Source organism: Paenibacillus camerounensis (assembly GCF_000723885.1).
GTDB classification, from domain to species: Bacteria; Bacillota; Bacilli; order Paenibacillales; family Paenibacillaceae; genus Paenibacillus_AQ; species Paenibacillus_AQ camerounensis.
This window is the reverse complement of sequence record NZ_CCDG010000035.1, coordinates 27,678-49,768: the sequence shown is the minus strand read 5'-3', so window position 1 is coordinate 49,768 and position 22,091 is coordinate 27,678. Positions and strand designations below refer to the sequence as shown.

Below are 22,091 nucleotides of genomic sequence, written 5' to 3'. Positions count from 1 at the left end.
GTTCCCATTCTCAGGGAAGGCAGCTTCCTGGTATAATAGCTAAGAGTCTATCTTCATTATAGGCTTGTAAGCGCTACATCTGAATGACATAATAACGCCAATTCATGACATCATGTCACCATGCATGTCGTCCCGGAGAGAGTGAAGGTGCAGCTTAAGTGGATATTGTACAATACCAGTTCTCTAATTTTTCCAGCATTCATAATGTCGATCTGAAACTATATTATTGCGGAACCGAGCAATGCCAGGCCGGCCATGAGGTAGGTCCGATGGTTCGTAATTATTACAAAATCCATTACATTCATAGCGGAAAAGGAGAGTTCCGGACCGGAGGCAAATCGTACAGGCTGGGAAAGGGTCAAGGATTTCTGATCACTCCGGAGAAGCTGTCCTATTACCGGGCTGACGGGGATGATCCCTGGACTTACTCCTGGGTGGCTTTCAACGGTATGCAGGTGGAATACTATCTCAAGCGGTCGCTTTTATCGGATGAACAGCCGGTCTTCAGTTCGGGCCGGGACGAATATATTCAAGCCTGCTTTCTCGAGATGTTCAAAGCAACACAGCATACGCTGACGGATGAGCTGCGGCTGCTAGGCGCTCTCTATTCCTTCCTCTCCGTCATACTGGACCCTGCGTCTGTACCGGCTGGCTCTACCGGAGCCAAGGGCCAATATGTAGAGCAGACGATTGCCTTCATCGAGCAGGAATATGCAACGGATCTGACAGTCGGGCAGCTGGCTGAACGTCTGAAGATTAACCGTAAATATCTGTCCAAAATATTCAAGGACGCCACAGGCATTACGCCTCAGCAATATATCATATTGTACCGGATGAACCGGGCCGGCGAGTTAATCCGCAAGTCTGCGCTTACCATGAGTGAAATCGCCTGCAGCGTCGGCTACAATGACCCGTTCCAGTTCTCACGCATGTTCAAAAAAGTGATGGGTGAAGCCCCCCGCGACTATCGTAATTCCTGGTGAGTAGACTTTCCTCCCTGCCGGGATACTGCTCCGCTGCATATGATAGATGGATATTCCCGTTTATATTCATCATTCAGACAGGAGGACGTTATGCAGCAAAAGAAAATAATGGCAGTGTATCCCCGGTTAACGGTGTACAGTGAGGAGAACTTCCGCGGGCTGCGCCGCATCTACCGCGGAAACCTCGGCTTTGCCGATGTAGACACTGTTATTACCGGAATTGAAAGCCTGCGCTTCTTCTCCACTAATCCTGGTGCAACGCTGGTGCTGTTTGACCGCTCTGCGTTCCGCGACAACTTCGTCATTCTGCGCGGTAACCGCAGTATCCGGGAGCTTGATGATATTCTGCGGCGCGGGGATGTAGAATCGCTGATCGCAACCGATCAGCGGCTGACACTGGCACAGGTCCGCGCCATTCAGCGTACCGGAAGCTTGCCGGCAGGCTACCGGCTGGTGTGAAGCAGCAAAGGGTCTACGGAAGATACCTCTCCTGGATGCGGATCACCTTGCCGTCCTGCATTGTAACCGTGCTGAGCATCCCGGCTTCACCCATGATATCCAGCCGCTGCACATACTCCGCCTTGCTGACTTCCTTTAATGCAGCACCGTCAATAATGCCATATTCCGCTGCATCCGCAAGCTCAAGCGGATCCTTGATTGCAAGCTTATTCAGGACGTAGAAGCCTCCGGGCATATCACGCTCGGGTACTATGCCAAGTCTCCGCAGCCGGGCCGGATCTTCGTCAGACGTCAGCCACTCCGCATTATCAAACTTTAATCCGGCTTCCTCCAGAGTCACACCGCTAACGTAGCCCAAGAGCTCACTTACGGGAGAAATATCAAAGTCCGCTGCGGCTGCAGGTATCTGCAGGTCAATCTGCTCTTTGGTAAGATTCCAGCCAAGCTCCCCTCTTACGAATGCAGCTGCTGCCTGCAGAGGGTCCAGCAGCTCTGCTGCCTGCTGGCCCTGGTCTGCCTCCGCCTGCAGCCCGGCAAAATACGCTGTGGAAGGAGAGGATGTATCCGGCGTTTCGTAATATTCATATCCGTTGCCATCTTTCCAGCGCTCGACAACCCAGATGCCTGAACTGCCCTGCACAGCCGGCTGGAACAGCAGCAGATGGGCCGTCATTCCGTCCGACATCACAAATTTCGCAATGGCATGATTACCGCGGTATGTCTCAGGTTCCAGCAATCCCTTGCCCTCAAAAAACACCTGCAAGGCCGTCTCCCGCCCAGCCGCTGTACCAAGGTCATATTCCGCGCTCCAGATCACCCCTTCGTAACGGGGCGTATCTCCTTCATAAGCAAACACCAGCACCGGCTTCCCCATACTGTTGTCTTCAGTAATTTTACCGTCAACTGCGTTCATCCCGCCCGCAAGCGGCAGCTTGCTGAAGTCATCCGGCTCCAGCCGGTATTCAAGCCGCCACAGCTCCACCGGCTCAGGCAGCAGTCCTTCAACCCTGCCTGCCTGCTCAAAAACAGTGAGGTCACTGTCTACAATAATCACACCGCTTGCCCCGCCTTCAATCCTGGCTATCTGCTCCGCCATATATTGCATGGCGTAGTCTTCTTCAGTTATCTTGTGTGAACGGAGGTTTCCGGTAAGCCCGGCAGCAGCAACGGCTATAATCACTAATAATATGGCAGAGGTGACCGCCCGGAAAGACGGCTTTTTGTACTTCAGAATGTTCTTAATCCGTCCCTTTGTGCTGCTCTCTCCAAAAGCAAGCGGAGTCCGCCCAGTGAACGTCCTGCCGGTGGACAGTGAGAGCAGCGAGGTGGAGTACTCCTTCTTGATGCCGCTGCCCAGCTCCCTGATCACTGCCTCATCACAGGATTTCTCCATATCCTCATCCATCAGGTAAACGGCAAGCCAGACTAACGGGTTGAACCAGTGCAGGCAAAGCGCGGCATAGGACACCAGCTTCACAATAGGGTCAAGCCGCCTGATATGAATCTGTTCATGCCGGATGATGTATCCCCGTTCATGCATGCCAAGCCCGGCCGGCAGAATGATACGCGGTCTCAGCAGACCGTATACAAACGGTGTCTGCGCCCCGCTCCATTCATAGATGCCTGCGCCTTCATGCCGCGCCTTGCCTAAACGCCGGTTCAGCCGCAGTGCTGAGATCATTCCCCAGCCCAGCATAACGGCCGTTCCCGCAAGCCAGAGGTATGCAGCCTTACTTATTAGCTGTTCTGCCGGTGATGCAGGAGCTGCTGATGCCTCCTTATCTTTAACCGGATAACCTGGCTCCGTTCCCGCCATCCCTCCGCCTGCAAGATCTGTATCTGTAATGTTAACAGTGTTATTGTCTGACGGAGCAGCCGGATTTGATTCGGGATATACTTGGGTCTCCCTTCCCTCAAGCCCTCCGTTATCCGCTGTCTGCAGCTGCCCGCCCGACTGCAAATCTCCTCCACCCGGCATCAGCGCCGGAATCACACTATAGGGACTTTCAAAGTTCAGCGGGAGCAGCAGCCGGATCAGCACCGCGAACCATAATAGGTAAGACAGCAGCTTAGGCGCTTGTCTGAGCAGCAGCCGGGCAAGCAGTACAACGATAATGACATAACTGCCTGTAAGGCTCATTTGCAGAACGGTTTGAAAAAAGGCTGACATGCCTATTCCTCCTCCTTCTCATTAATCAGCTTCAGCAGCTCGTTAATCTCCTTGTCCTCCAGCTTACGGCTGCGCGTGAACGCTGCCAGGAAGCGCGGCAGCGATCCCCCGAATGTCTCTTCCACGAACTGTTTGCTCTGCTCGGCGTGAAAGTCCTCCTTACTGATGAGTGACACTACCGTGCCGTCTCCGTTGTGAAACAGACCTTTAGCCTCGAGCCGCTTCAGCATGGTATAGGTCGTCGATTTCTTCCAGCCCAGCGCAGCTTCGCACAGCTTTACAAGCTCCCCGGAGGGAAGCGGCTCACCACTCCAGATCAGCTCTGCCAGCCTGGCCTCTGTTTCTGTCAGCTTTACTGCTTTCAATCTATTCAGCTCCTCAGGGTTTACAATCTGTAGACCGCATTTTTTACCAGTTTACAACTTGTAGACCAGTTTGTCGATAAGCAAGCACAAAAAAACAGCGGAATTATCCGCTGCTGTAATATTCCATACTTTTGACCCGGGTAGATCAAAACTCTTTATTGCGCTGAATCCGTACCGACACAAGATAGGATGCTGCAAACATTACCAGTGAGAGCATCAGGAAGCCCGCGCCGACCTCGCTGCCGTTAAAATTAACACTTTCCCCGGAAAGATTCATAAGCGCCCACACCCCGATCCGCAGGCCTACCGACATCCCCGCCGACAGAAACAGCATCATTTCATTTTTTTCTACGCCGAATTTCAGGATAGCCGGAAAACAAAGCGAAATGGTAGAGATAGAGAGGGACAGACCGAAGGTATACCCGCTCCACAGCTGCATATATCCGGCCGGCTCTGCCGCTTTAAACATGTTAAGCAAGGGAGTACAGAGGCTGACTGCAAGCCCCATAACCATCAGCATAATAAAAGAAAGATATTTGGCATGGATTACCGTACTGCGTTTTACCGGAAGGGTAATCTCCATTCTGTTCCAGTTAGCCGCCTCATCAACCTGCTGCGAAGCACCGATGCTGACCGAAAACACCATTATCTGACCCGCTATCACCGCATTAAGAGCTGTAATATCACTGGAGAAAAGAGATACAAGCAGCAGACATAACGATATACCCAGAGAAACCTTTAAATTGCTTTGCATAGAATAGAAATTGTTCAAGAGCAGACCCTTCATTTATTTCTCCCCCTTCACCAGAAACAGCAGAATCTCATCTATTGATACGTTGTCAATAATGATTCCGTCATATTTTTGCGCAAAAGCCTGCCTGTCCTTCACCAGCACATCGGTCTGAAAATCCTTCTTCCTGTATGCCAGCCGGTCCGATGCCTCAATCCGGGCAAACTGCTCCTGTCTGCAGCGGGCAATACCATAGTCATAGATCAGCTCGTCCTTCTGCGCAGTGAGGATAATTTTACCCTGGTGGATGAAGGTGATGAAATCAGCGATTTTTTCCAGATCACTAGTAATATGCGAGGACATCAGAATGGAGCGGCTCTCATCCTCCACAAATTCCTGAAACACCTCCAGGATCTCCTCCCGGGTAACCGGGTCAAGGCCGGAAGTGGCTTCATCCAGAATCAGCAGCTTGGGACGGTGGGACAGCGCCGCGGCAATTGCCAGCTTCATCGACATCCCCATGAAAAATCCTTCAACTTCCGGTGCATCGGCAGGCCAAACTTTTCCGTAAGCCTTATGTATTCCTGCTGATCCCATTGCCTGTAAATCCCGTTCATCACTTTTGACAGTCTGGCCGGCGTAAGCACACCTGAGAAATTCGCCGCATCCAGTACCACTCCAATATCTTCACGGATTGCAGTATCCTTATCTGTCATGATTGTGCCGAGCAGCTTTATTGTACCGCTGTCAATTTTCACCGTGTTCAAAATGGACTTGATGGTGGTCGTCTTACCTGCGCCGTTCTCTCCAACAAAGCCCATGATCGTTCCGCTTGGAATCGAGAAGGTCACCTTATCCAGGCTGAATCCGGAACCGGGATATGTTTTGGTCAGGCCGTCTATCTCTAAACTGTGCATTATGAAGTCCCCTCCCCGTAAAAAAGATTAAGCAAATCCACCAGCTTCTCCCGCCCTATCCCGCTGCTTCTGGCAATATCAACGGCCGTGATCAGATGCTCTTCGATCTTCTTCTGCTGCTCCTCCTGGACAAGAGTTTTATTCAATGCCGATACGAAGCTTCCTCGTCCGATTGTCGTCTCAATGAAGCCCTCACGCTGCAGATCCTCATAAGCCTTCTGTACTGTAATGACACTGACCTGGATAGACTTGGCTAACGCCCGCATTGAAGGAATACTGGCTCCCGCCTGCAGCTCACCGCTCATAATCATTGCTTTGATCTGTGAGGTAATCTGTTCATAAATGGGCTTACTGCGGTTATTGCTAATAATAATTTCCAAACGGCTCCCCCTCCTTGCGGCCTAGTGTACTTATTGTACCAGTACAATATATCTGATTTATTGAAATTTGTAAATACTTGCAATTTTAAAATAAATCCTTGATTATTCGTAATCTTTACGATAATATCTTTAATCGTAACTATTACTAATTAAGAAGGTGCATTATGAAAAAGAGTACTCAACCCTCATCCCTGCGTTTTTTCTCCCCCCGTACAGCCCTGCGGCTCTGCCTGGCTCTGCCGATGCTTATTGTATTGGCTCTATTAAGCGCCTGTTCAGAGACTTCACAGCGTGCATCTAACGGGAGTGGAGATAACAAGCATATTCACTTCCTGTATAATTTCTCAACCCGTTCACTCGATCCGCATGTCGATTCCAGCTATGTCCCGCTGCGTGCCGGTATTACTGAAACACTGGTCAAGCTGGATGAGGAGCAGTTAAAGGTGGTTCCTTGGCTTGCTGAGTCATGGGCAGGCGAGGACGGTGTCCACTGGACCCTTAACCTGCGTGAAGGCATCACCTTCCACAATGGCAAAGCAATGGATGGTCCGGCTGTAAAAGCATCCCTGGAGCGGGCAATGACCGAAAATGTCGCCATCCGAAATGCTCTCAATATTGGAGAAATTACAGCAGAGGGACAGCAGCTGCAGATCACGACAACCCGGCCTTTTCCGGAGTTCATCAGCGAGCTGGTCAATCCGAACGTATCCATCATTGATGTAACAGAAGGTGATTTCAACTCGAAGCTGACCGGAACCGGACCGTTCAGGCTTATCTCCTTCGCTCCTGGCAGCAAGCTGGAGCTTGAGCGTTATGATGCATACTGGGACGGCGCTTCCAGGCTTGATTCTGTCACCTTCTCCTTCAATGAGGATGCCAACGCCCGGACACTCGCCCTGCAGTCGGATCAGGTGGATATTGTCTATCGTCCGGAGGTAGAGAGCCTGGAAGTGCTGCGTGCCCAGAAAGGAATAGAAGTGCAAGCAACCTCGACCTTCCGTGTACATCAGATGACGATGAATATGCAGCGTGCCAGCATGCAGGATGTCCGGGTCCGCCGGGCGGTAGACGCGCTGATTAACCGGCAGGAGATTGTCGATACCATTCTGCTCGGCTACGGAGAAGCTGCCATAGGCCCGTTCCTGCCCTCCCTGCCGTTCGCTCCTTCGTTTGAAACAGCTCCAGGCGGTGAAGCCGCAGCCGTTCAATACCTGAATGAAGCGGGCTATACGCTGCAGGATGGAGTTATGCAAAAAAACGGTGAACCGCTTCAGCTTGTCCTGCTTACATACAGCTCCCGCGCTGATCTGCCGCTGATCGCCCAGGTGTTCCAGTCCGATGCAAAGCGGATCGGAATACAGGTGGAAATCCGCCAGATTGATACGCCGGAGGATTACATGGCCTCTAACCGGGATTGGGATCTGGCTACCTACAGCAACCTGACCGCACCGCGCGGGGATGCAGGGTACTATCTGAATGCCACCTATCATCCGGACGGTGCACTGAACTTTAGCGGTGCTGAGCAGCCGGAGCTTACTGCCATTATTGACAAGCTTAACCGGACAGTAGGCGCCGATGAACGTGCTGTCTTAGCGGAACAGGCTGCCGGCTATGTACATGAGCAGATGATCAATTCCTTTATTCTTCATCCATCCACCATTGTCGCTTACAACAAGGATAAGGTTAAGAACTGGGTGACTGCCCGGAGTGAGTACTACATGATTACAAATGAACTGGATACTCTGGAATAATGCTGCGGCTTATCACCCGCAAGTTTCTTGAGGTCGTCCTGTTTGTGCTGTTTATTACCTTTATCAGCTTTCTGTTCATCCGCCTGGCTCCCGGTGATCCCGCGCTGACCATCCTGAATGTTGACGAGCTCTCCGTCAGCCAGGAGCAGATTGAGGCGCTGCGTGAGGAAATGGGCTTCAATGATCCGCTTGCTGTCCAGTATGGACAGTGGCTGGCCAAGTTTGTGCGGCTGGATTTCGGAAATTCCTATGCCACCGGTGAACCAGCTTTCAAGCTGATTGCTTCCAGCCTGCCGGCTACACTGGAGCTGACACTAGGCTCACTTGCTGTCATGCTGATTGTTACACTGCCGTTAGCTTCCTTGTCTGCACTTTACCGGGACAGCTGGCTGGATAAGCTCAGCCGTGCCCTGTCTGTGATTGGTGCTGCCGTACCCAGCTTCTGGCTGGGGCTGATATTAATGGATCTGTTCGCCGTTCAGCTGGGCTGGCTGCCAACGATGGGACGGGGCGGCATCCCTTCAATGGTTCTGCCTTCGCTTACACTGGGGCTGGCCATCTCCAGCGTATATCTCCGTCTGCTCCGCTCCAGTCTGCTGGATTCGCTGAGCGAGGAATTTATCGTCTCCGGGAGGGCCCGCGGCATTCCGGAGCGGCGGATCTTCTGGTCCTATGCCTTCCGTCACAGCCTGCCGCCGGTTATTACAGTGTTCGGGGTAAGCCTTGGAAGCCTAATCGGCGGAGTCGTGGTCATTGAGGTGCTGTTCGCTTATCCCGGCATCGGCAAACTGATTGTGGATTCCATCCGCCAGCGTGATTATCCTGTTATTCAGGGCTACATACTCGTCATGGCGCTTACTGTATTTGCCGTCAACACCGGAGTGGATTTGCTTAACCGTTATTTGAAGCCTGAAATCAGATTAAAAGGGAAGGAGACCGGGATATGATACGCTTATTCAAGCAGCCGCAGACCGCCATGCGCTACAAACTTCAGCTTGGCACGGCGGTTCTTACCGCTGCTCTCCTTCTGTTCCTTTACATTTATACAGCTTTTGTTCTCCGTCATGACTCCACCCTGACTAACCTCAGTATCCGCCTGCAGGGATCAAGTCTTATGCATCCGCTGGGGACAGATCATCTGGGCCGTGACGTGCTGACCAGGCTGATGCTCGGCGGAAGGCAGACCGTCGGCTATAGTCTGCTCGCCCTGGCCGCCGCTCTGCTTATCGGCACAGCGTCCGGTATGATTGCCGGCTTCAAGGGCGGCTGGCTGGACCGCATCTTTATGCGCATTGCCGACGGCTTCCTGGCTTTTCCCGACATGATCGTTGTTATCGTGCTCAGCGGATTGCTGGGTCCCGGTCTTCACAGCATGATTACCGCCATTGTTATGGTCAAATGGGTCAGCTATGCCCGGGTAGTGCGTACCACAGTAATTACCGAGTCCCGGCAGGATTACATGCTGGCGGCCCGGATTAACGGCTTGTCCCCGGCCAACATGCTCAGCAGGCATCTCCTGCCGCATGTTGCCGGACAGGTGCTGGTCCTGGCAAGCCTTGACCTGGGCAAGGTTATTCTGCTGATCTCCTCACTATCCTACATCGGGCTTGGGGTACAGCCCCCGACCCCGGAATGGGGAGCCATGCTCAATGACTCACGCCCCTACTTCCAGCTTGCACCGCAGCTGATGCTCTATCCGGGCCTGGCGATTGTGCTGCTGGTGCTGTCCGTGAATATGCTCGGCGATTATCTCAGAGATTATTTTGATGTTAAGAAGGAGGTGCGCGTCTAATGCTGCATTTCGATGAAATTACCATACGCACCTCTTCCCGGACACTGGTTGACAAGGTATCCCTGAACGTCCAGCCCGGTGAATGGCATGCCCTGGTCGGACAGAGCGGCAGCGGAAAAAGCCTGCTCTCCCGCAGCGCCGGCCAGCTGCTTCCGCCCGGCCTGTCTGCCGAAGGCAGCATCCTGCTTGAAGGTACTGATCTGCTCGGGCTGAAACGCAGCAACCTCCGAAGTCTGCTAGGCCGCCGGATGTCTTACATTTTCCAGGATTATCAGGCTGCTTTCGCTCCCTTCCGCACCATCGGGCAGCATTTCAGGGAGGCGATTGCAACCCATGACAAGCAGCGCCTGCGTGAAGCTCCGGACCGAACTTCAGCTGCGCTGGAATCCGTGGGCCTTGAAGGCAGTCTCGCATCACGCTATCCGTTTCAGCTAAGCGGGGGCCAGCTGCAGAGGGCCTCCATCGCCCTCGCCCTGCTGTTCTCGCCGGATGTGCTGATTGCAGATGAAGTAACGACCGCATTGGACAGTGTCAGCGGCCATCGTGTGCTGAGCCTATTGAACCGGCTGCGGCTTGAAACCGGCTGTTCTATTCTGTTTATCACCCATGACTGGCGGCATGTCAGACGTTATACTGACCGGATAGCGGTCATGAAGGACGGCCGGATTGTCGAATCCGGCGGCACACACCGAGTCCTTGACCACCCGAGGCATGAGTACACAAGACGGCTAATCGCCGCCGCTCCGGTGCTCTCACGTCTTCCTTCCGGTCTGCAGGAGGCGCAGCCATGAGTAATCCTTTACTGTGCGTAGAACAGCTGTCCAAGCGTTATGCCAGCGGCAAACTTGCCATAGACGAGGTTAGCTTTCAATTAGGGCGGGGGGAGAGCCTGGGTCTGGTCGGGGAGAGCGGCTGCGGAAAAAGCACGCTGGCACGCTGTCTGCTGCGCCTTGAGCCGGTAAGCAGCGGTACCATCATCTTCAAAGGCCAGCCGGTTCAGCAGCTTACCGAGAAGCAGCTGAACCCGTACCGCCGGGATATGCAGATGGTTTTTCAGAATCCAGCAGCAGCACTGAACCCTCGGCTGCGCATCAGAGATTCTCTTCTGGACCCTTACAAACAATACAGCAGCCAAATGCAGCATTCCTATTTCAGCTGCACTTCCCGCTCCGCCTTTGTAACCGAGCTTCTGGAAGCGGTAGAGCTGTCTCCTTCGCTCTCCGGCTGCTATCCCCATGAGCTGAGCGGGGGACAGAAGCAGCGGGTAACGATTGCCAGGGCGGTCAGCATCGAGCCGGCTCTGATCGTACTGGATGAGCCGACGGCGAGCCTGGATGTTCTGTCCCAGGGCGCAATCCTGACCCTGCTGGAGCACCTGCAGCGCAATCTGAAGCTGGCGTATCTGTTTATATCCCATGACCTGGCAGCAGTCAGCCGGATGTGCAGCAGAATGCTTGTTATGCGCGAAGGAACATTTGTCGACAGCTTCAGCAGGCAAATGATGTTTGCTGAGGACAGGCATCCATATACAAAGGAGCTAATTTCCATTTTTTAATCTGCTTGTCCAATTCCTTACTCTCGCTTACAATTGAATCAATTGATAATTATTCTTAATTGACTGGAGAGATAAACATGCCCGCTACCCATTCACATACTTTCGGAAACAGCCACTACATACAGACTCCTGACGGCCGCAAGCTTCATTACATGGTGAAGGGAGACGGTCCGGTGACCGTAGTGTTTGAATCCGGCATGGGCATGTCGCGCTCCTGCTGGGGACTGGTGCAGCCGCCGGTCGCAGAGCATACCCGCTCCGTCGTCTACGACCGGGCCGGCAGCGGCAGGAGTGAGCCGGATTCTGCTCCCCGGACGCTGTCCCGGATCGCCGGGGACCTAGTCTTCCTGCTCCGGCAGCTTGGCAGCGGACCGTTCATCCTTGTCGGCCACAGCTGGGGAGGGCCCATCGTCCGGACTGTCGCAGCCCTGCTGGGCTCTTCACAGATCCTCGGAATCCTTCTGGTCGATCCGACCGACGAGAACTGTAATCTGTATTTTGAGGAGGCGACGGCGAAGCATTACGGCAGAATGGATTATATCATTCCGTTCATGATGAGAACCGGCCTCTACAAGCTGATCGGGAGCAGACCGGGTAAGGTTCAGCCTGCTGATGTCTATGCCGATCATAAGCGTGAGGACTTTACGATGCAGGCGGCTAAGACAATGCTTGCCGAGGGTAGAGATTTCCTGCAGGACCTGAAGACACTGCATGACCGGCCGGTTCAGCTTGGCAACCTACCTTTGACCCTTATCTCCGGCACCCATATCTCACGGATGGAGAAGAAGACCAGACCCGTGCTGCATGCTGCACACCGGAAGACGGCAGAGGCTCATCCGGGCAGCCGCCTTGTTGAGGCTCCGCTGTCCGGTCACATGATTATGTACACCGAGCCGCAGCTGATTGTGGATGAGATTAAGCGGATGCTTCTGTAGCGGGCACTGATCCAAAAGCGCATGCAAAAGCCCGCATCCGGTGCGGGCTTTCGCTTTTACAATAGCTTTAGCTGTTAACGTTCCCGGTGTACCACATAATGGAGCAGATGCTTCAGAAAAGGTATGTCACGGGGGATCACCTGTAACGCATCACTTGCCTGACAATAATGCTTCCACATCTCCTTACCGGCACCCTCCACGCCCAGAATCGAGACAAAATTGGACTGGTTATTGGCGGCATCATTACCGGCAGGCTTCCCGAGCACCTCAGTATCCCCTTCCACATCAAGCAGATCATCCCTGATTTGAAAAGCGATCCCCATGTGATAGGCATATCGTTTGAGCGCAGCAATCTCCTGTTCCTCCACCTCAGCCAGCATCGCAGGCATCACCAGACAAGCCTCAAAGGCAATCCCTGTTTTGTAAAAGCTGATCCGGTCCAGCTGCTCCAGCGTGAGCGCCTGACCCTTGGCGTCCAGATCCATCATCTGGCCCATACACATATCCGCCGCCTTTTCGGCCGAGTAGCGGATCAATGCAAGCACGGTTTCCGGCTTGAACAGGTTCAGAGAGGCCTGCTGGAAGGTAGCCTGCTGGATCATGTACAGACCGGTCAGCTCAGCAACCGCGCTGCTGTGTACCTGGTGCAGCGTCTCCCTCCCTCTCCGGGTCGCGGCATTATCCTGCGAAGGCAGATCATCAAAGATCAGTGAAGCCGTATGCATATACTCCAGCGACCGCAGCAGCGGCAAGATCGCCTGTCCGTCCAGACCGTATTCATTTACACCCATGACCCAGGTCAGGACCGGCCTGACCCTTTTTCCGTCCCCCTCCAGGCTGTAATTGGCCGCATGGATCAGCCGGTCCTGTACGGCCGGAATCCCAGCCTCTGCGGAGAACAGAAGTTCATTGTTGATCAGCGTGCGCACATGGTTGAAGCTGTGCGAGAATGCCTCCTGATCTGCCGCATCCTTCCTTAGCTGTTCAATCATTCCGTCGCGCAGCAGCTTATCAAAAAAGTCTACATCATCTGCCTTCCGCACCATTCTCTGCAATACACGGTTAAACTCCGGGATCCCGCCGGCAAAAATCTTCATCGTCTCATTATATTTGACTGCCCCGGCACGTTCCCTGTAACGCTTAAGCCCGTTAATTGCCCGGTCCAATATAACCTCGCGCGCTCTGGGGTCGGAATGATATACAGTGTGGATTAAATTCGATATCACCGCCCAGTAGACCTCAAAGGGATTAATCAGATCAGGCCTTTGCCGGTGATATTGTAAATAATAAGTATAGGGTGTTACTGCACCGTCCTTAAGATCCTGCTCCATATCGGCAAAATCATCAGCCAGCTGATTGTAAATGCCGAAATAAAAGGTACGTGCTTCAAACCCCTCATCCTCAGGCGCACCGATCACCGATCTGGCAATCAGCCGGGATGAGGAGGATTTCAGAATAACAGGCACATACAGCTCTTCATTCGTATATCCGCCGTAATCAAGCGCCTTCACCCGGTCAATATCCTGTGCCTGAAAAAAAACATACGACTGCGCAAAAAAACGCTGCCTGATGTCCGTCTCCCGGTACCCGCTGATATAGAGGAAGGCCTCTGACAGTTCAGCATGGATATACCGGATAAGCTCCGTGTTCTCCCCGGACCATACACCCAGCTCAGGAACCTCCCCGCTTAGCAGCGCAGTACGGATCAATGCGGAATACTGCTCCTTTTCAGCTGAGGTCAGAATTTGTGAATCCAGCAGATCATCTACGAACGGATAGGTAAGCCCGTAGGAATAACCAAGCCGGACGGCAGCATCCAGCCTGCGGGACCGCTCCTCAGGCGCAGCATCCTCTCCCAACTCCTCTGTAACATGCATGACAACTCCAACGATAATCTTAATCAGCTTGCGCTGTGCGTGCTCGGCACTCATTCCTTCAGGAATATGGCCGGCTACAGCCCGCAATTTTTCGAACAGCCAGATGATTGCCGCTTCTATGCCTTCCTTTTGCGCCCACCGGTAGGCTCCTGCCAGATTCATAAATTCCGGTTGGACCGCCTGGTTACGGCTTGGCGGCTTAAGCAGAAGTCGGCTGACATCCTCTGCTGTTTTCCTGATCCGCTTTTGTGTTTCATCTGCCTGCAGATCCTTTCCCAGATCCCGCATGTAAATGTACGAAATGCTGCGGTCCAGATACCCCTCCAGCTTGCCTGTAACGTTGAGCCACTGGATATACCGGTAGAAATCCTTGTCTTCCTGCTTCCGGCTGCCGCGTGAGAATAGGGACAGCCCGTTCCAGCGCTTTAAATGGTTTTTTTTCCACAACTGAATGTCATGGGTCAGATGTGATGTATACGATTTGTCTATAACCTGGTTATAGAGTGCAGTAAAGTACCGGACAGCCTTCTGTTCTGCATGCTGATACTCCGCTTCCGCCATTGTTTTGAAATTCTCATTCATACGATGCACAACCCTCGGCTCTTATTTGTGATAAATCAGCTGCATTTCTTCCATTGAAGGAATTCGGTACGGCTTTTTATCCTTATACGGGCTTTGAGCAGGTTGGTTACGCATCCGGTACGGACGGATACATTCCGGCGACAAAAAAAGAAGGCCCCGTAGGACCTTCCCTGTGAAAACCGAATTATTTCTTCAAGCCCTGCAGGTAAGCATCTGCTTCCTCGTAGGTCGGGTAGTGAACAGCAAAGCTTCCGAAGAGTCTCTTCATCTGCATTTTCCAGATTGGAGAGTTAGCTACATATGCCCAGCCGCCAAGGCCGTTGGCAACTGCCATTTCGCCTGTAGGCGCAAGCATTGCAGCAACCTCAGGAGACAGGATCGTCGGGGAGCCGGTTACATCTGTAATCCCGGTGAAGCCCGGCTTCAGCTGCTTCATAGCTTTTTCGAACTCAGCGATGTAAGAAGGCACATCTGCTTCAGTCAGGCCCATTGCTTTTACAACCACTTGATTTTTCTGAGAGTTAACTTCCATTGTGAACGGCATGTTGATTCCTCCAAGTATAGTATTAAATCATATGTACATATGATTTATATCGGTTTTGATTTACGGTTTGTTGAGAGAAATAGGAATATAATTAATGTATTTAATAATATACAGTTCCCTGTCAGGAAACGCTATTATTTGGTAGCTGAATAGCCACCATCAATCAGATGAACAGTACCTGTAATGAATGCGGCCTCATCACTCAGCAGGAAGCAGACGAAATTCGCGACCTCTTCCGGAGTTCCATACCGTTTAAGTGCAGTACCGGAAGCAATTGCAGCCTGCAGGCCTTCCACGTCATCAGACAGCAGACGCTCGTAACGGCCCATCATTACTGTCGGAACCGGACCCGGGGCCAGTACGTTAGCACGGATGTTAAGCGGACCCACCTCAGCCGCAACCGACTTGGTCAAACCGATAATTGCATGTTTGCTTGCGGAGTAAGCTGCATCGCCTGCCATACCGATTGTGCCGTGCAGGGAGGCGCAGTTCAGAATGGATGAACCTGACGTCATATGCGGAAGCGCGTATTTCATCATCATAAACTGGCTGTTTAGGTTCGTTTCGATAACCCGGCTGAATGTTTCCACTGGGTAATCTACTACAAGCGTGTTGTCACCGGTGATGGCTGCGTTGTTATACAGGCAGTCAATTTTACCGTAGCGTTCAATGGTTTCTTTGATTATGCCCTGTACAACAGGCTCTTTAGAAACGTCGCCCTGGATGAAGAGCGCCTCGCCGCCTTGTTCAGTGATTTCACGGACCGTAGCTTTTCCCGATTCGGAAATGGTCACGCAGACAACTGATGCCCCTTCACTGGCAAGCTTGAGTGCTGTAGCCCGTCCGATCCCGCTTCCTGCTCCGGTTACGATTGCTACTTTCCCATTAAATCTGCTACTCATCTAAACACCGCTTTCTAGTTGTAATTTGCTGTCTTTGCCGTTTGAATCCAGGAATCCGCAGGCCGGAAAATGATCCGGCAAGCCTCCTCCTGGAATCCGGTAATGAAGCGGCAGCATCCCCGCTCTGTTACAATACGCCCTTATGCGAGCTTTTTCGACAAATTAGTTAAATTGTACCATAGAAAACCTTTATCGAATACTCCTTTTTTGTAAAAAACACATTGTTATCCGATTTATTTATTGAAAAGCGCAAAAAATAGAGAGCCGAATTACGGCTCCCTGCATTTTTATGAAAATTATATATGAATTCTCTTTATTTGGCTGTGTACAGCTTGGTCTTCATTAAAGCTTCTAGGAACGAAAATTTACTGAAGGCTGTTCCGCCCTGAGCCAGCGGATCTACCAGGTTCACATACACGTTGCCGCTCTTTACAGCCTTCAGGCTCTTCCAGATCGCATTCTTCTGCAGGTCTTCCAGTGCCTTAGGGTTGTCCTTATTCTCATCTGCCGAGAATTGGACAAACAGATAATCCGGATTGATTGCGGCGAAGGCTTCCAGAGAAATGTTCTGCTGGGCTTTCACGGACTGGATTTCTTTTGGTACAGCTGCACCAAGATCAGCATAGATGGAACGGTTGAAAAACACATCCTTAGGATACAGGAACAGGTTACCGCTGCGGATGCGAACTGCAACTACTGTCTTGTCTTTGAATTTAGGTGCGAGCTTAGCCTTGGCCACCTTCAATTCACTCTGGTATTTCACGATCGCTGCGGTTGATTCCTTTTCTTTACCGGTCAGCTTCGCAAGCAGCTTCAGGTTGTCCATCCAGTCTGTAGCGATATGGGATACAGGAATAGTAGTAGCAATCTTCGACAGCTTCTCGGTCGTTTCAGCCGGGAATTTGGTGGTGCCCAGAATAACATCAGGCTTGAGCTTCAGAATGGCTTCAAAGTCAGGCTCCGTTTTTTCGCCGATCCCCTTCACTCCGGTTGAAATTTTAGAGAACAATGCCGGGAATTTTCCCCCGACTGTAATCATACCCTTAGGTTTAAAATTCAGCACCAGTGCATCTTCCATTGCTTCCAGCGCACCGGCGATAACAATATTGTCAGTCTTGGCCGGAACAGTATACACCTTGCCTTTATAAGTAATCTTTTGCGTGGCCGTTGTGGCTTTTGCAACGTTGACTGGAGCCGCATTCACACTTGCTGCCGAACCGATACTCAGCGCCATAACTCCGGCAAGCACCAAACCCATCATTCTCTTTTTCATAGCCTACTACCACTCTCCAAACTGTATTTTGTTAATAATGAGAATCATTATCATAGTAGTTATGATAGAGAAATCTGCAGCCTTTGAACATGGACTATTCGGGCAAATAACATGGACGAACTGCCAAAGTTTCTTTGGGCGGTATTATCTTTTAACAGCCAGGCAATAATTCACGTTGTCAAACGCGCTTATATGATGTCCAGGATGACTGTCATTATAAGCTTTGAAAAACTCGCTGTTTATCTCTGACGGGGTGAGATGGCGGTAGATTAAGAGTCCGCATGCTTCCAGCAGCTGCTCCAGCTCGTCATAAGCATAGCTTGCCTGCATCGGCTCGCCTGACTGCGCAGCCAGTACCACCTGCTTCTGCGCCCGTTCACCCGCCGAGGGGGTAAAGGTATGCTCATCAGGATAATCAAAGACAAAGCTGCTTCCGGCCGGAAGCAGGGCTGCAAGGTCAGACAGCAATTGCCTGAAGACAGCCTTAGGCAGATAATAGCTGATGCCAAGCAGACTGATGAAGCTGATGACTTCCCGGTTAAACCCCGGAGCCGCCTGAAGAAGCTGCAGCCAGGCGGGTTCAGCCAGATCAGCCGGAATATAATGTACATTGTCCGGCTTGACCGGGAGCATTGCGGCAATCCGCCGCTGCTTGTCAGCCGCTGTTGCCGGATGATCAACCTCATAGATCTGCAGCTGCCGGGCCCACCGGGGCTGGCGGCAGGCAAAGCTGTCATAGCCGGCTGCCAGGATAAGATATTGGCCGGCTCCCTGCATCACAGCCACGTACAGCGCCTGCTCGGTGAAGGCTGCCCGGCCAAGCGGAGTCGGGGACAGCTGGTAATCAACGACAGCGCGCAGGGCCTCGTCCTGTGTGCCGCTGAAATCCGGCAGAAAGAACCCGGCTCCCTGCGACATATGCTGACCGATGCTGAAGTATTCCTCATCGCTCAGCATCGCGCGTGCCAGGCTGTCATCAAAAACGGGCTGCCGGTTATGCTCTGCGTGATAGGCTCTTGCAAACGCGCTGACAAGTGCTGTTAAACTTTTATTTTTCATTAATATTCACCTCAGTTCAGTTGTACCATCCGGCCAGCCGAACAAACAATACTTGATTTTTATTACATAATATGGTATAATAGAGTTATAAAATTTGTTAATTTCACATTTTCGTCATATATTAAGATATTTTTCATATAGAAAAGGACTGAACCGCATGCTCACCAGGGCATGTGGTTCAGTCCTTTTTCCTGTGATTTCATTCTAATAAACAATATCGCTACCCTTCTGTTTATTTCAGGCCGCTCTGCGCCTTATTCAACAGCTTGCCGTCAGAAAAGGTGAGCACGGCATTGCCTCCCGTATCCGTTGCACCCGTATAAGTGTATACAATCATTCCTTCTGATTCACTCAGCGCCTGACCGTCTCCGCCGATAATCGCATGCACCTCATCATAGGTCATTCCTATAGTGAGCTGCTGATATTGCGCAAAAGTAATCCTTACCCCATCACCTTGACCTGCCGGCCCATTTCCGGCGGTTGGACTGTTTGCAGAAGAAGGCTGCGGGGCTGTGCTACCCTCTGACTGCAGCGCAGCAATCCGCTGCTCCAGTTCCGCAATCTGCTGCTTTTGCATGGCAAGCTCCTGTTCCAGGACATCCGTGCGGTTCTGCAGGGTATCTAAACTGGACTGCCCCGGTTCATTAGCGGCAGAACCGCAGGCAGTAAGTGTTAAAATCAGAATTCCGGCGAGAAACGGTTGTCCTGCTTTACGTAAAGAATTATGTACTGACACAGACCAATACCTCCTGTTGCTGTTATTCTAAATCTTCTGACAGACAATAAGTAATCTTATACCCTCGTCACGGCTGGCTGAAACAATTCCGCATACAAGTAGGCAAGAAGCGGAACCCAGCTTCCGCATGTTCCATTCAAAAGGGCAACCCGTTAACGGGCTGCCCTTTTCTAGCCGTTTTAAAGCGTCAGTGTTCAGTGAAGCCGTCTATCACTTGCTCCAGATAAGCTGAAACCTCTTCTGTATGCTTATTTCCGGAAGCGTCCAGCAGCGGAATCAGCTTAGCCAGCATATTTAACACTGTATTGTCTCCCGGCCCCTCCAGCAGAACATCATCATAGGCTCTGCGGAGCTCAGGGTCGAGCTCATTGGTATCATAATCGTAAGCAGGTGTGTTGTCTGCCCCGATCAGGATTTTGGGAACGATATAGGAAAGCTCCTCACGCACAGCTGCTGCACGGTTTGATTTCGGATATTGGTCTACAAAATCACTCATGATGGCCGCTCTGCCGATCAGCTCATCCCATGTAATGATAATTGCAGCATCAAAATCAGCCGGCTTGTTGCTCTCCGTAGCCATGATATCGATATAGTAGGCAATATCCTTGCCGATATGCGGCTTAAATACCTTGAAGCCCTCATAATGCATTACCGGATAATACATTCCCTCGCTCGTTTCCAGCTTGTAGCCCTTATCCCAGGTCTCTTCAATAAGCTTGCGTACACCTGAGTCCTTGACCCTCTTCAACAGCTCCGTATAGGTGAGATCATTGGTAGCCTGTGCATCCATCAGCACCTGCTGCACATGCTCCGGGTAGATTTTCTCCGAGAAGCGTGACAGTTCGGCCTTCTGGGCATTTTCCAGCTGCAGCGTCATCACGGTTGCATACCAGGAGCCGGCATTGCCGATGTGATTGATCAGATATTTGCGTGCCTGAGCCAGGCCTGACGGATTTTTCAGATATTTATGGAACTGATTATACACGGCCTGGGCTTCAGCTGCCGATGCCGCAGAGACAGGCTGTACAAAGGTCCCAACAGCTGCTGCACCACCCGCAAGTGTAAGCGCTGTGCCCAGGAGGATTGCTCTGCCTGTTTTCGCCATAGCTTTCTGGAATCGTATCATGTCTAAGCCTCCTGTTGTGTACTGTTTAGCCTATCCTGACTATTGGACACTTCTGGAATAAATGAAACTTTTGAACGGTTGCCTTCCGCCTATACATCCGCCTCGGCAATCAGCCGCATCATTTCTTCTGCCTGCAGGAGCGCTGACACCGGATCAGATAAAAAATAATGCTCCCACGGCAATTCAATCCACTTACGCCGGCCTGTATGATCAATCGTTGACGGATTCAGCTTTCTTGTGTTCAGCATATCCTGTTCACTCTTCAGAACCAGCGTATAATCCCCTGCATACTTGTTAACATCCTCCCGGCTGATCCAGATAGAGTCGCGCCGCTGTACGAACAGCTCGTTCCATACTCTGCGCGCCGGCTGCAGGCCCAGCAGCCCGTAAGCCGCCCTCCCGCCGCGCGTGGCAGTATTGCCTACTACCTGTATGTCCTCGCTCCAGTTCGGGTCCATTACTGTGAAGGTGTGCCGGTCTCTGCGCTGACGGAGCATAACAGCACGCAGCCGGCTTACACGCCGCCTGTACTCTGCAAGCCACCGTTCAGCCTGCTCACTCCGATTAAGAATTCGTCCCATCTCCGCTATGCCGTCCCTCACATTCCGGAACTCATCAGCCTCATATACAATAGTAGGAGCAATCCGTGAATAAGAAGCATACGCCGCTCTATTCCAAGTAATGATCAGGTCAGGCTCAAGTTCAAGAATTTTTTCGTGAGAGATAAGATTGTGGTTACCTATATCCTCTATACCTGCGCTAATATACTGCCCGAGCAGACGGTTACTGTCGAGCAGGGTATGAGGCGCCCCCAGCGGGGTCAGTCCCAGCGCCAGAACTTCACCGATACTCCAGTCTACTACAACCCGCTGCGGCTTGAATGGAACGATTATTTCGCCCAGCGGGGTATTTATTTTTCTGCTGCCTAGTGGTTCTTGTCCATTCCGGCCACGCTCCTGCACCCTTTCTTTATGAACTGCTGTCTCAGCAGCCGCTTCCTCAAGCAGGCTTCTTATGCGGTAATCCGGAGTATGCCCGCCGGCCTGCGCCTCTTTTCTGTACAGCTCCGGTGCTATCCCGCTATGCTTCTTAAAAAAACGGCTGAATGTAAAAGCATTGGCATAGCCTACCTGCTCACCAATCTCCTGCAGTGTAGCCTCTGTCTGGAGAAGCAGCCCGCCGGCACGTTCCAGCCGCAGCCGGGCAAGGATCTGTCCCGGACTTGCTGAAAACCGCTTTTTAAATAAAGTATTCAGAAACCGTGTGCTGCAATCCGCAACAGCAGCTACATGCTCTATAGTAAGAGGCTCATTGCAATTCTCCAGCATATAGCGCAATGCTTTATTTAACCGGTCCGCACCGGAGAAATCTGCCTGCTGATGTAGCATCTGTTTGAACAGCTCATATAGCCATTGATAAAAGACAGAGGTGACACGCAGCCGCTCAAGCCTTGCTGTCTCCTGCCAAGTCTCCATCAGTTCCTCCATCAGTTCCAGCAGCGCAAGCGGGTAAGCCGGCTTCAGTCCATAATTGCATTGCAGCTCAGACCTATCTGTATCCGTCTTCCGGTCCGGCCCATTCTCCAGCAAAGGCTCTGGCAGCAGGTAAGCAATCCGGTACAGCTCCATTGCTGAATCTGCTTCTGCACGCAAGTTTGCCCCTTTGGCTGAATGCAGCACGTACCAGCCTCCGGCTGTATGGAGCTTTTCGTTCAGCCAGAGCCGGCCGCAGCCCCGCACCAGCAGGAATGTATTTGAAGGAACCGGTTGTTCCTTGTATGCTGAGCCCTCTGGCAGTCGGCAACATCTGATGTCCAGCAGCCGCGCAGGGCGGTTATCCCAAAGTTCAATATAACGCTCTATGTTCATGACGGTTCTCCGTTTGCTTATTCATTTTGATCATGCTGATGAGGCTGGCAGTTCCGAAACGGATATGCTTCCGGTTCCTGAATGGAT

22 protein-coding genes are annotated in these 22,091 nt (G+C 51.9%); 8 read left to right on the top strand and 14 right to left on the bottom strand.

Annotation, left to right across the window (positions count from 1 at the left end; genetic code table 11):
• Positions 1–158: 158 nt before the first annotated feature.
• Positions 159–983, top strand: coding sequence for an AraC family transcriptional regulator (locus BN3772_RS13105; RefSeq protein ID WP_042199911.1), 825 nt, complete (start codon positions 159–161; stop codon positions 981–983).
• 90 nt (positions 984–1,073) lie between these two features.
• Entirely contained in the window at positions 1,074–1,442 is a 369-nt protein-coding gene (locus BN3772_RS13100; RefSeq protein ID WP_042199909.1) for a hypothetical protein, read from the top strand.
• Between the two features lie 13 nt (positions 1,443–1,455).
• Here BN3772_RS13100 and BN3772_RS13095 read toward each other — a convergent pair whose 3' ends face one another.
• From BN3772_RS13095 to BN3772_RS13075, 6 genes are all read right to left on the bottom strand, one after another.
• Entirely contained in the window at positions 1,456–3,612 is a 2,157-nt protein-coding gene (locus tag BN3772_RS13095; protein WP_052380495.1) for a M56 family metallopeptidase, read from the bottom strand.
• Positions 3,613–3,614: 2 nt separating this feature from the next.
• Positions 3,615–3,977, bottom strand: a complete 363-nt coding sequence (locus BN3772_RS13090; RefSeq protein ID WP_042199908.1) for a BlaI/MecI/CopY family transcriptional regulator — start codon at positions 3,975–3,977, stop codon at positions 3,615–3,617.
• Between the two features lie 145 nt (positions 3,978–4,122).
• Entirely contained in the window at positions 4,123–4,764 is a 642-nt protein-coding gene (locus BN3772_RS13085; RefSeq protein ID WP_042199907.1) for an ABC-2 transporter permease, read from the bottom strand.
• Positions 4,765–5,229 carry an ATP-binding cassette domain-containing protein gene (locus BN3772_RS31640; RefSeq protein ID WP_341872572.1) on the bottom strand — a complete coding sequence of 155 codons (465 nt, stop codon included), beginning with the start codon at positions 5,227–5,229 and terminating at the stop codon, positions 4,765–4,767. It abuts the gene before it with no gap.
• Entirely contained in the window at positions 5,214–5,624 is a 411-nt protein-coding gene (locus BN3772_RS31635; protein ID WP_341872571.1) for an ATP-binding cassette domain-containing protein, read from the bottom strand. The genes BN3772_RS31640 and BN3772_RS31635 overlap by 16 nt, the downstream gene beginning before the upstream one ends.
• Positions 5,624–6,004, bottom strand: coding sequence for a GntR family transcriptional regulator (locus BN3772_RS13075; protein ID WP_042199905.1), 381 nt, complete (start codon positions 6,002–6,004; stop codon positions 5,624–5,626). The genes BN3772_RS31635 and BN3772_RS13075 overlap by 1 nt, the downstream gene beginning before the upstream one ends.
• A 242-nt stretch (positions 6,005–6,246) precedes the next feature.
• Here BN3772_RS13075 and nikA point away from each other — a divergent pair, with 242 nt between their 5' ends.
• From nikA to BN3772_RS13045, 6 genes are all read left to right on the top strand, one after another.
• Positions 6,247–7,755, top strand: coding sequence for a nickel ABC transporter substrate-binding protein (gene nikA / locus BN3772_RS13070; RefSeq protein ID WP_042200014.1), 1,509 nt, complete (start codon positions 6,247–6,249; stop codon positions 7,753–7,755).
• Positions 7,755–8,702: a nickel ABC transporter permease gene (gene nikB, locus BN3772_RS13065; protein ID WP_042199903.1), complete on the top strand. Its 948-nt coding sequence runs from the start codon at positions 7,755–7,757 to the stop codon at positions 8,700–8,702. Before nikA ends, nikB begins: the two co-directional genes overlap by 1 nt.
• Positions 8,699–9,547 carry a nickel transporter permease gene (nikC, locus tag BN3772_RS13060; RefSeq protein ID WP_086074558.1) on the top strand — a complete coding sequence of 283 codons (849 nt, stop codon included), beginning with the start codon at positions 8,699–8,701 and terminating at the stop codon, positions 9,545–9,547. Before nikB ends, nikC begins: the two co-directional genes overlap by 4 nt.
• Entirely contained in the window at positions 9,547–10,338 is a 792-nt protein-coding gene (locus tag BN3772_RS13055; RefSeq protein ID WP_042199902.1) for an ATP-binding cassette domain-containing protein, read from the top strand. Before nikC ends, BN3772_RS13055 begins: the two co-directional genes overlap by 1 nt.
• On the top strand, positions 10,335–11,102 hold the full coding sequence (locus BN3772_RS13050) for an ABC transporter ATP-binding protein (RefSeq protein ID WP_042199901.1): 768 nt from the start codon (positions 10,335–10,337) through the stop codon (positions 11,100–11,102). Before BN3772_RS13055 ends, BN3772_RS13050 begins: the two co-directional genes overlap by 4 nt.
• Positions 11,103–11,179: 77 nt before the next feature.
• Positions 11,180–12,037: an alpha/beta fold hydrolase gene (locus tag BN3772_RS13045; RefSeq protein WP_052380494.1), complete on the top strand. Its 858-nt coding sequence runs from the start codon at positions 11,180–11,182 to the stop codon at positions 12,035–12,037.
• Positions 12,038–12,111: 74 nt separating this feature from the next.
• On the opposite strand, the gene BN3772_RS13040 is transcribed toward BN3772_RS13045, so the two are convergent.
• The 8 genes from BN3772_RS13040 to BN3772_RS13005 all read right to left on the bottom strand — a co-directional run bounded on the left by BN3772_RS13040 (position 12,112) and on the right by BN3772_RS13005 (position 22,004).
• On the bottom strand, positions 12,112–14,496 hold the full coding sequence (locus tag BN3772_RS13040) for a polyprenyl synthetase family protein (RefSeq protein ID WP_086074557.1): 2,385 nt from the start codon (positions 14,494–14,496) through the stop codon (positions 12,112–12,114).
• A 184-nt stretch (positions 14,497–14,680) separates the two neighbouring features.
• A complete protein-coding gene (locus BN3772_RS13035; RefSeq protein WP_052380493.1) occupies positions 14,681–15,040 on the bottom strand; it encodes a hypothetical protein in 360 nt (119 codons plus the stop codon).
• A gap of 134 nt (positions 15,041–15,174) precedes the next feature.
• Positions 15,175–15,942, bottom strand: a complete 768-nt coding sequence (locus tag BN3772_RS13030; RefSeq protein WP_042199897.1) for an SDR family NAD(P)-dependent oxidoreductase — start codon at positions 15,940–15,942, stop codon at positions 15,175–15,177.
• A 313-nt stretch (positions 15,943–16,255) separates the two neighbouring features.
• Positions 16,256–17,215: an ABC transporter substrate-binding protein gene (locus BN3772_RS13025; RefSeq protein ID WP_042199895.1), complete on the bottom strand. Its 960-nt coding sequence runs from the start codon at positions 17,213–17,215 to the stop codon at positions 16,256–16,258.
• 144 nt (positions 17,216–17,359) lie between these two features.
• Complete coding sequence (locus tag BN3772_RS13020; protein ID WP_042199894.1) at positions 17,360–18,274, bottom strand: class I SAM-dependent methyltransferase; 915 nt, start codon at positions 18,272–18,274, stop codon at positions 17,360–17,362.
• A 232-nt stretch (positions 18,275–18,506) separates the two neighbouring features.
• Entirely contained in the window at positions 18,507–19,010 is a 504-nt protein-coding gene (locus BN3772_RS31255) for a hypothetical protein (protein WP_042199893.1), read from the bottom strand.
• 187 nt (positions 19,011–19,197) lie between these two features.
• Positions 19,198–20,136 carry a hypothetical protein gene (locus BN3772_RS13010; RefSeq protein WP_052380492.1) on the bottom strand — a complete coding sequence of 313 codons (939 nt, stop codon included), beginning with the start codon at positions 20,134–20,136 and terminating at the stop codon, positions 19,198–19,200.
• 89 nt (positions 20,137–20,225) lie between these two features.
• Complete coding sequence (locus BN3772_RS13005; RefSeq protein WP_052380491.1) at positions 20,226–22,004, bottom strand: AraC family transcriptional regulator; 1,779 nt, start codon at positions 22,002–22,004, stop codon at positions 20,226–20,228.
• Positions 22,005–22,091 lie beyond the last annotated feature (87 nt).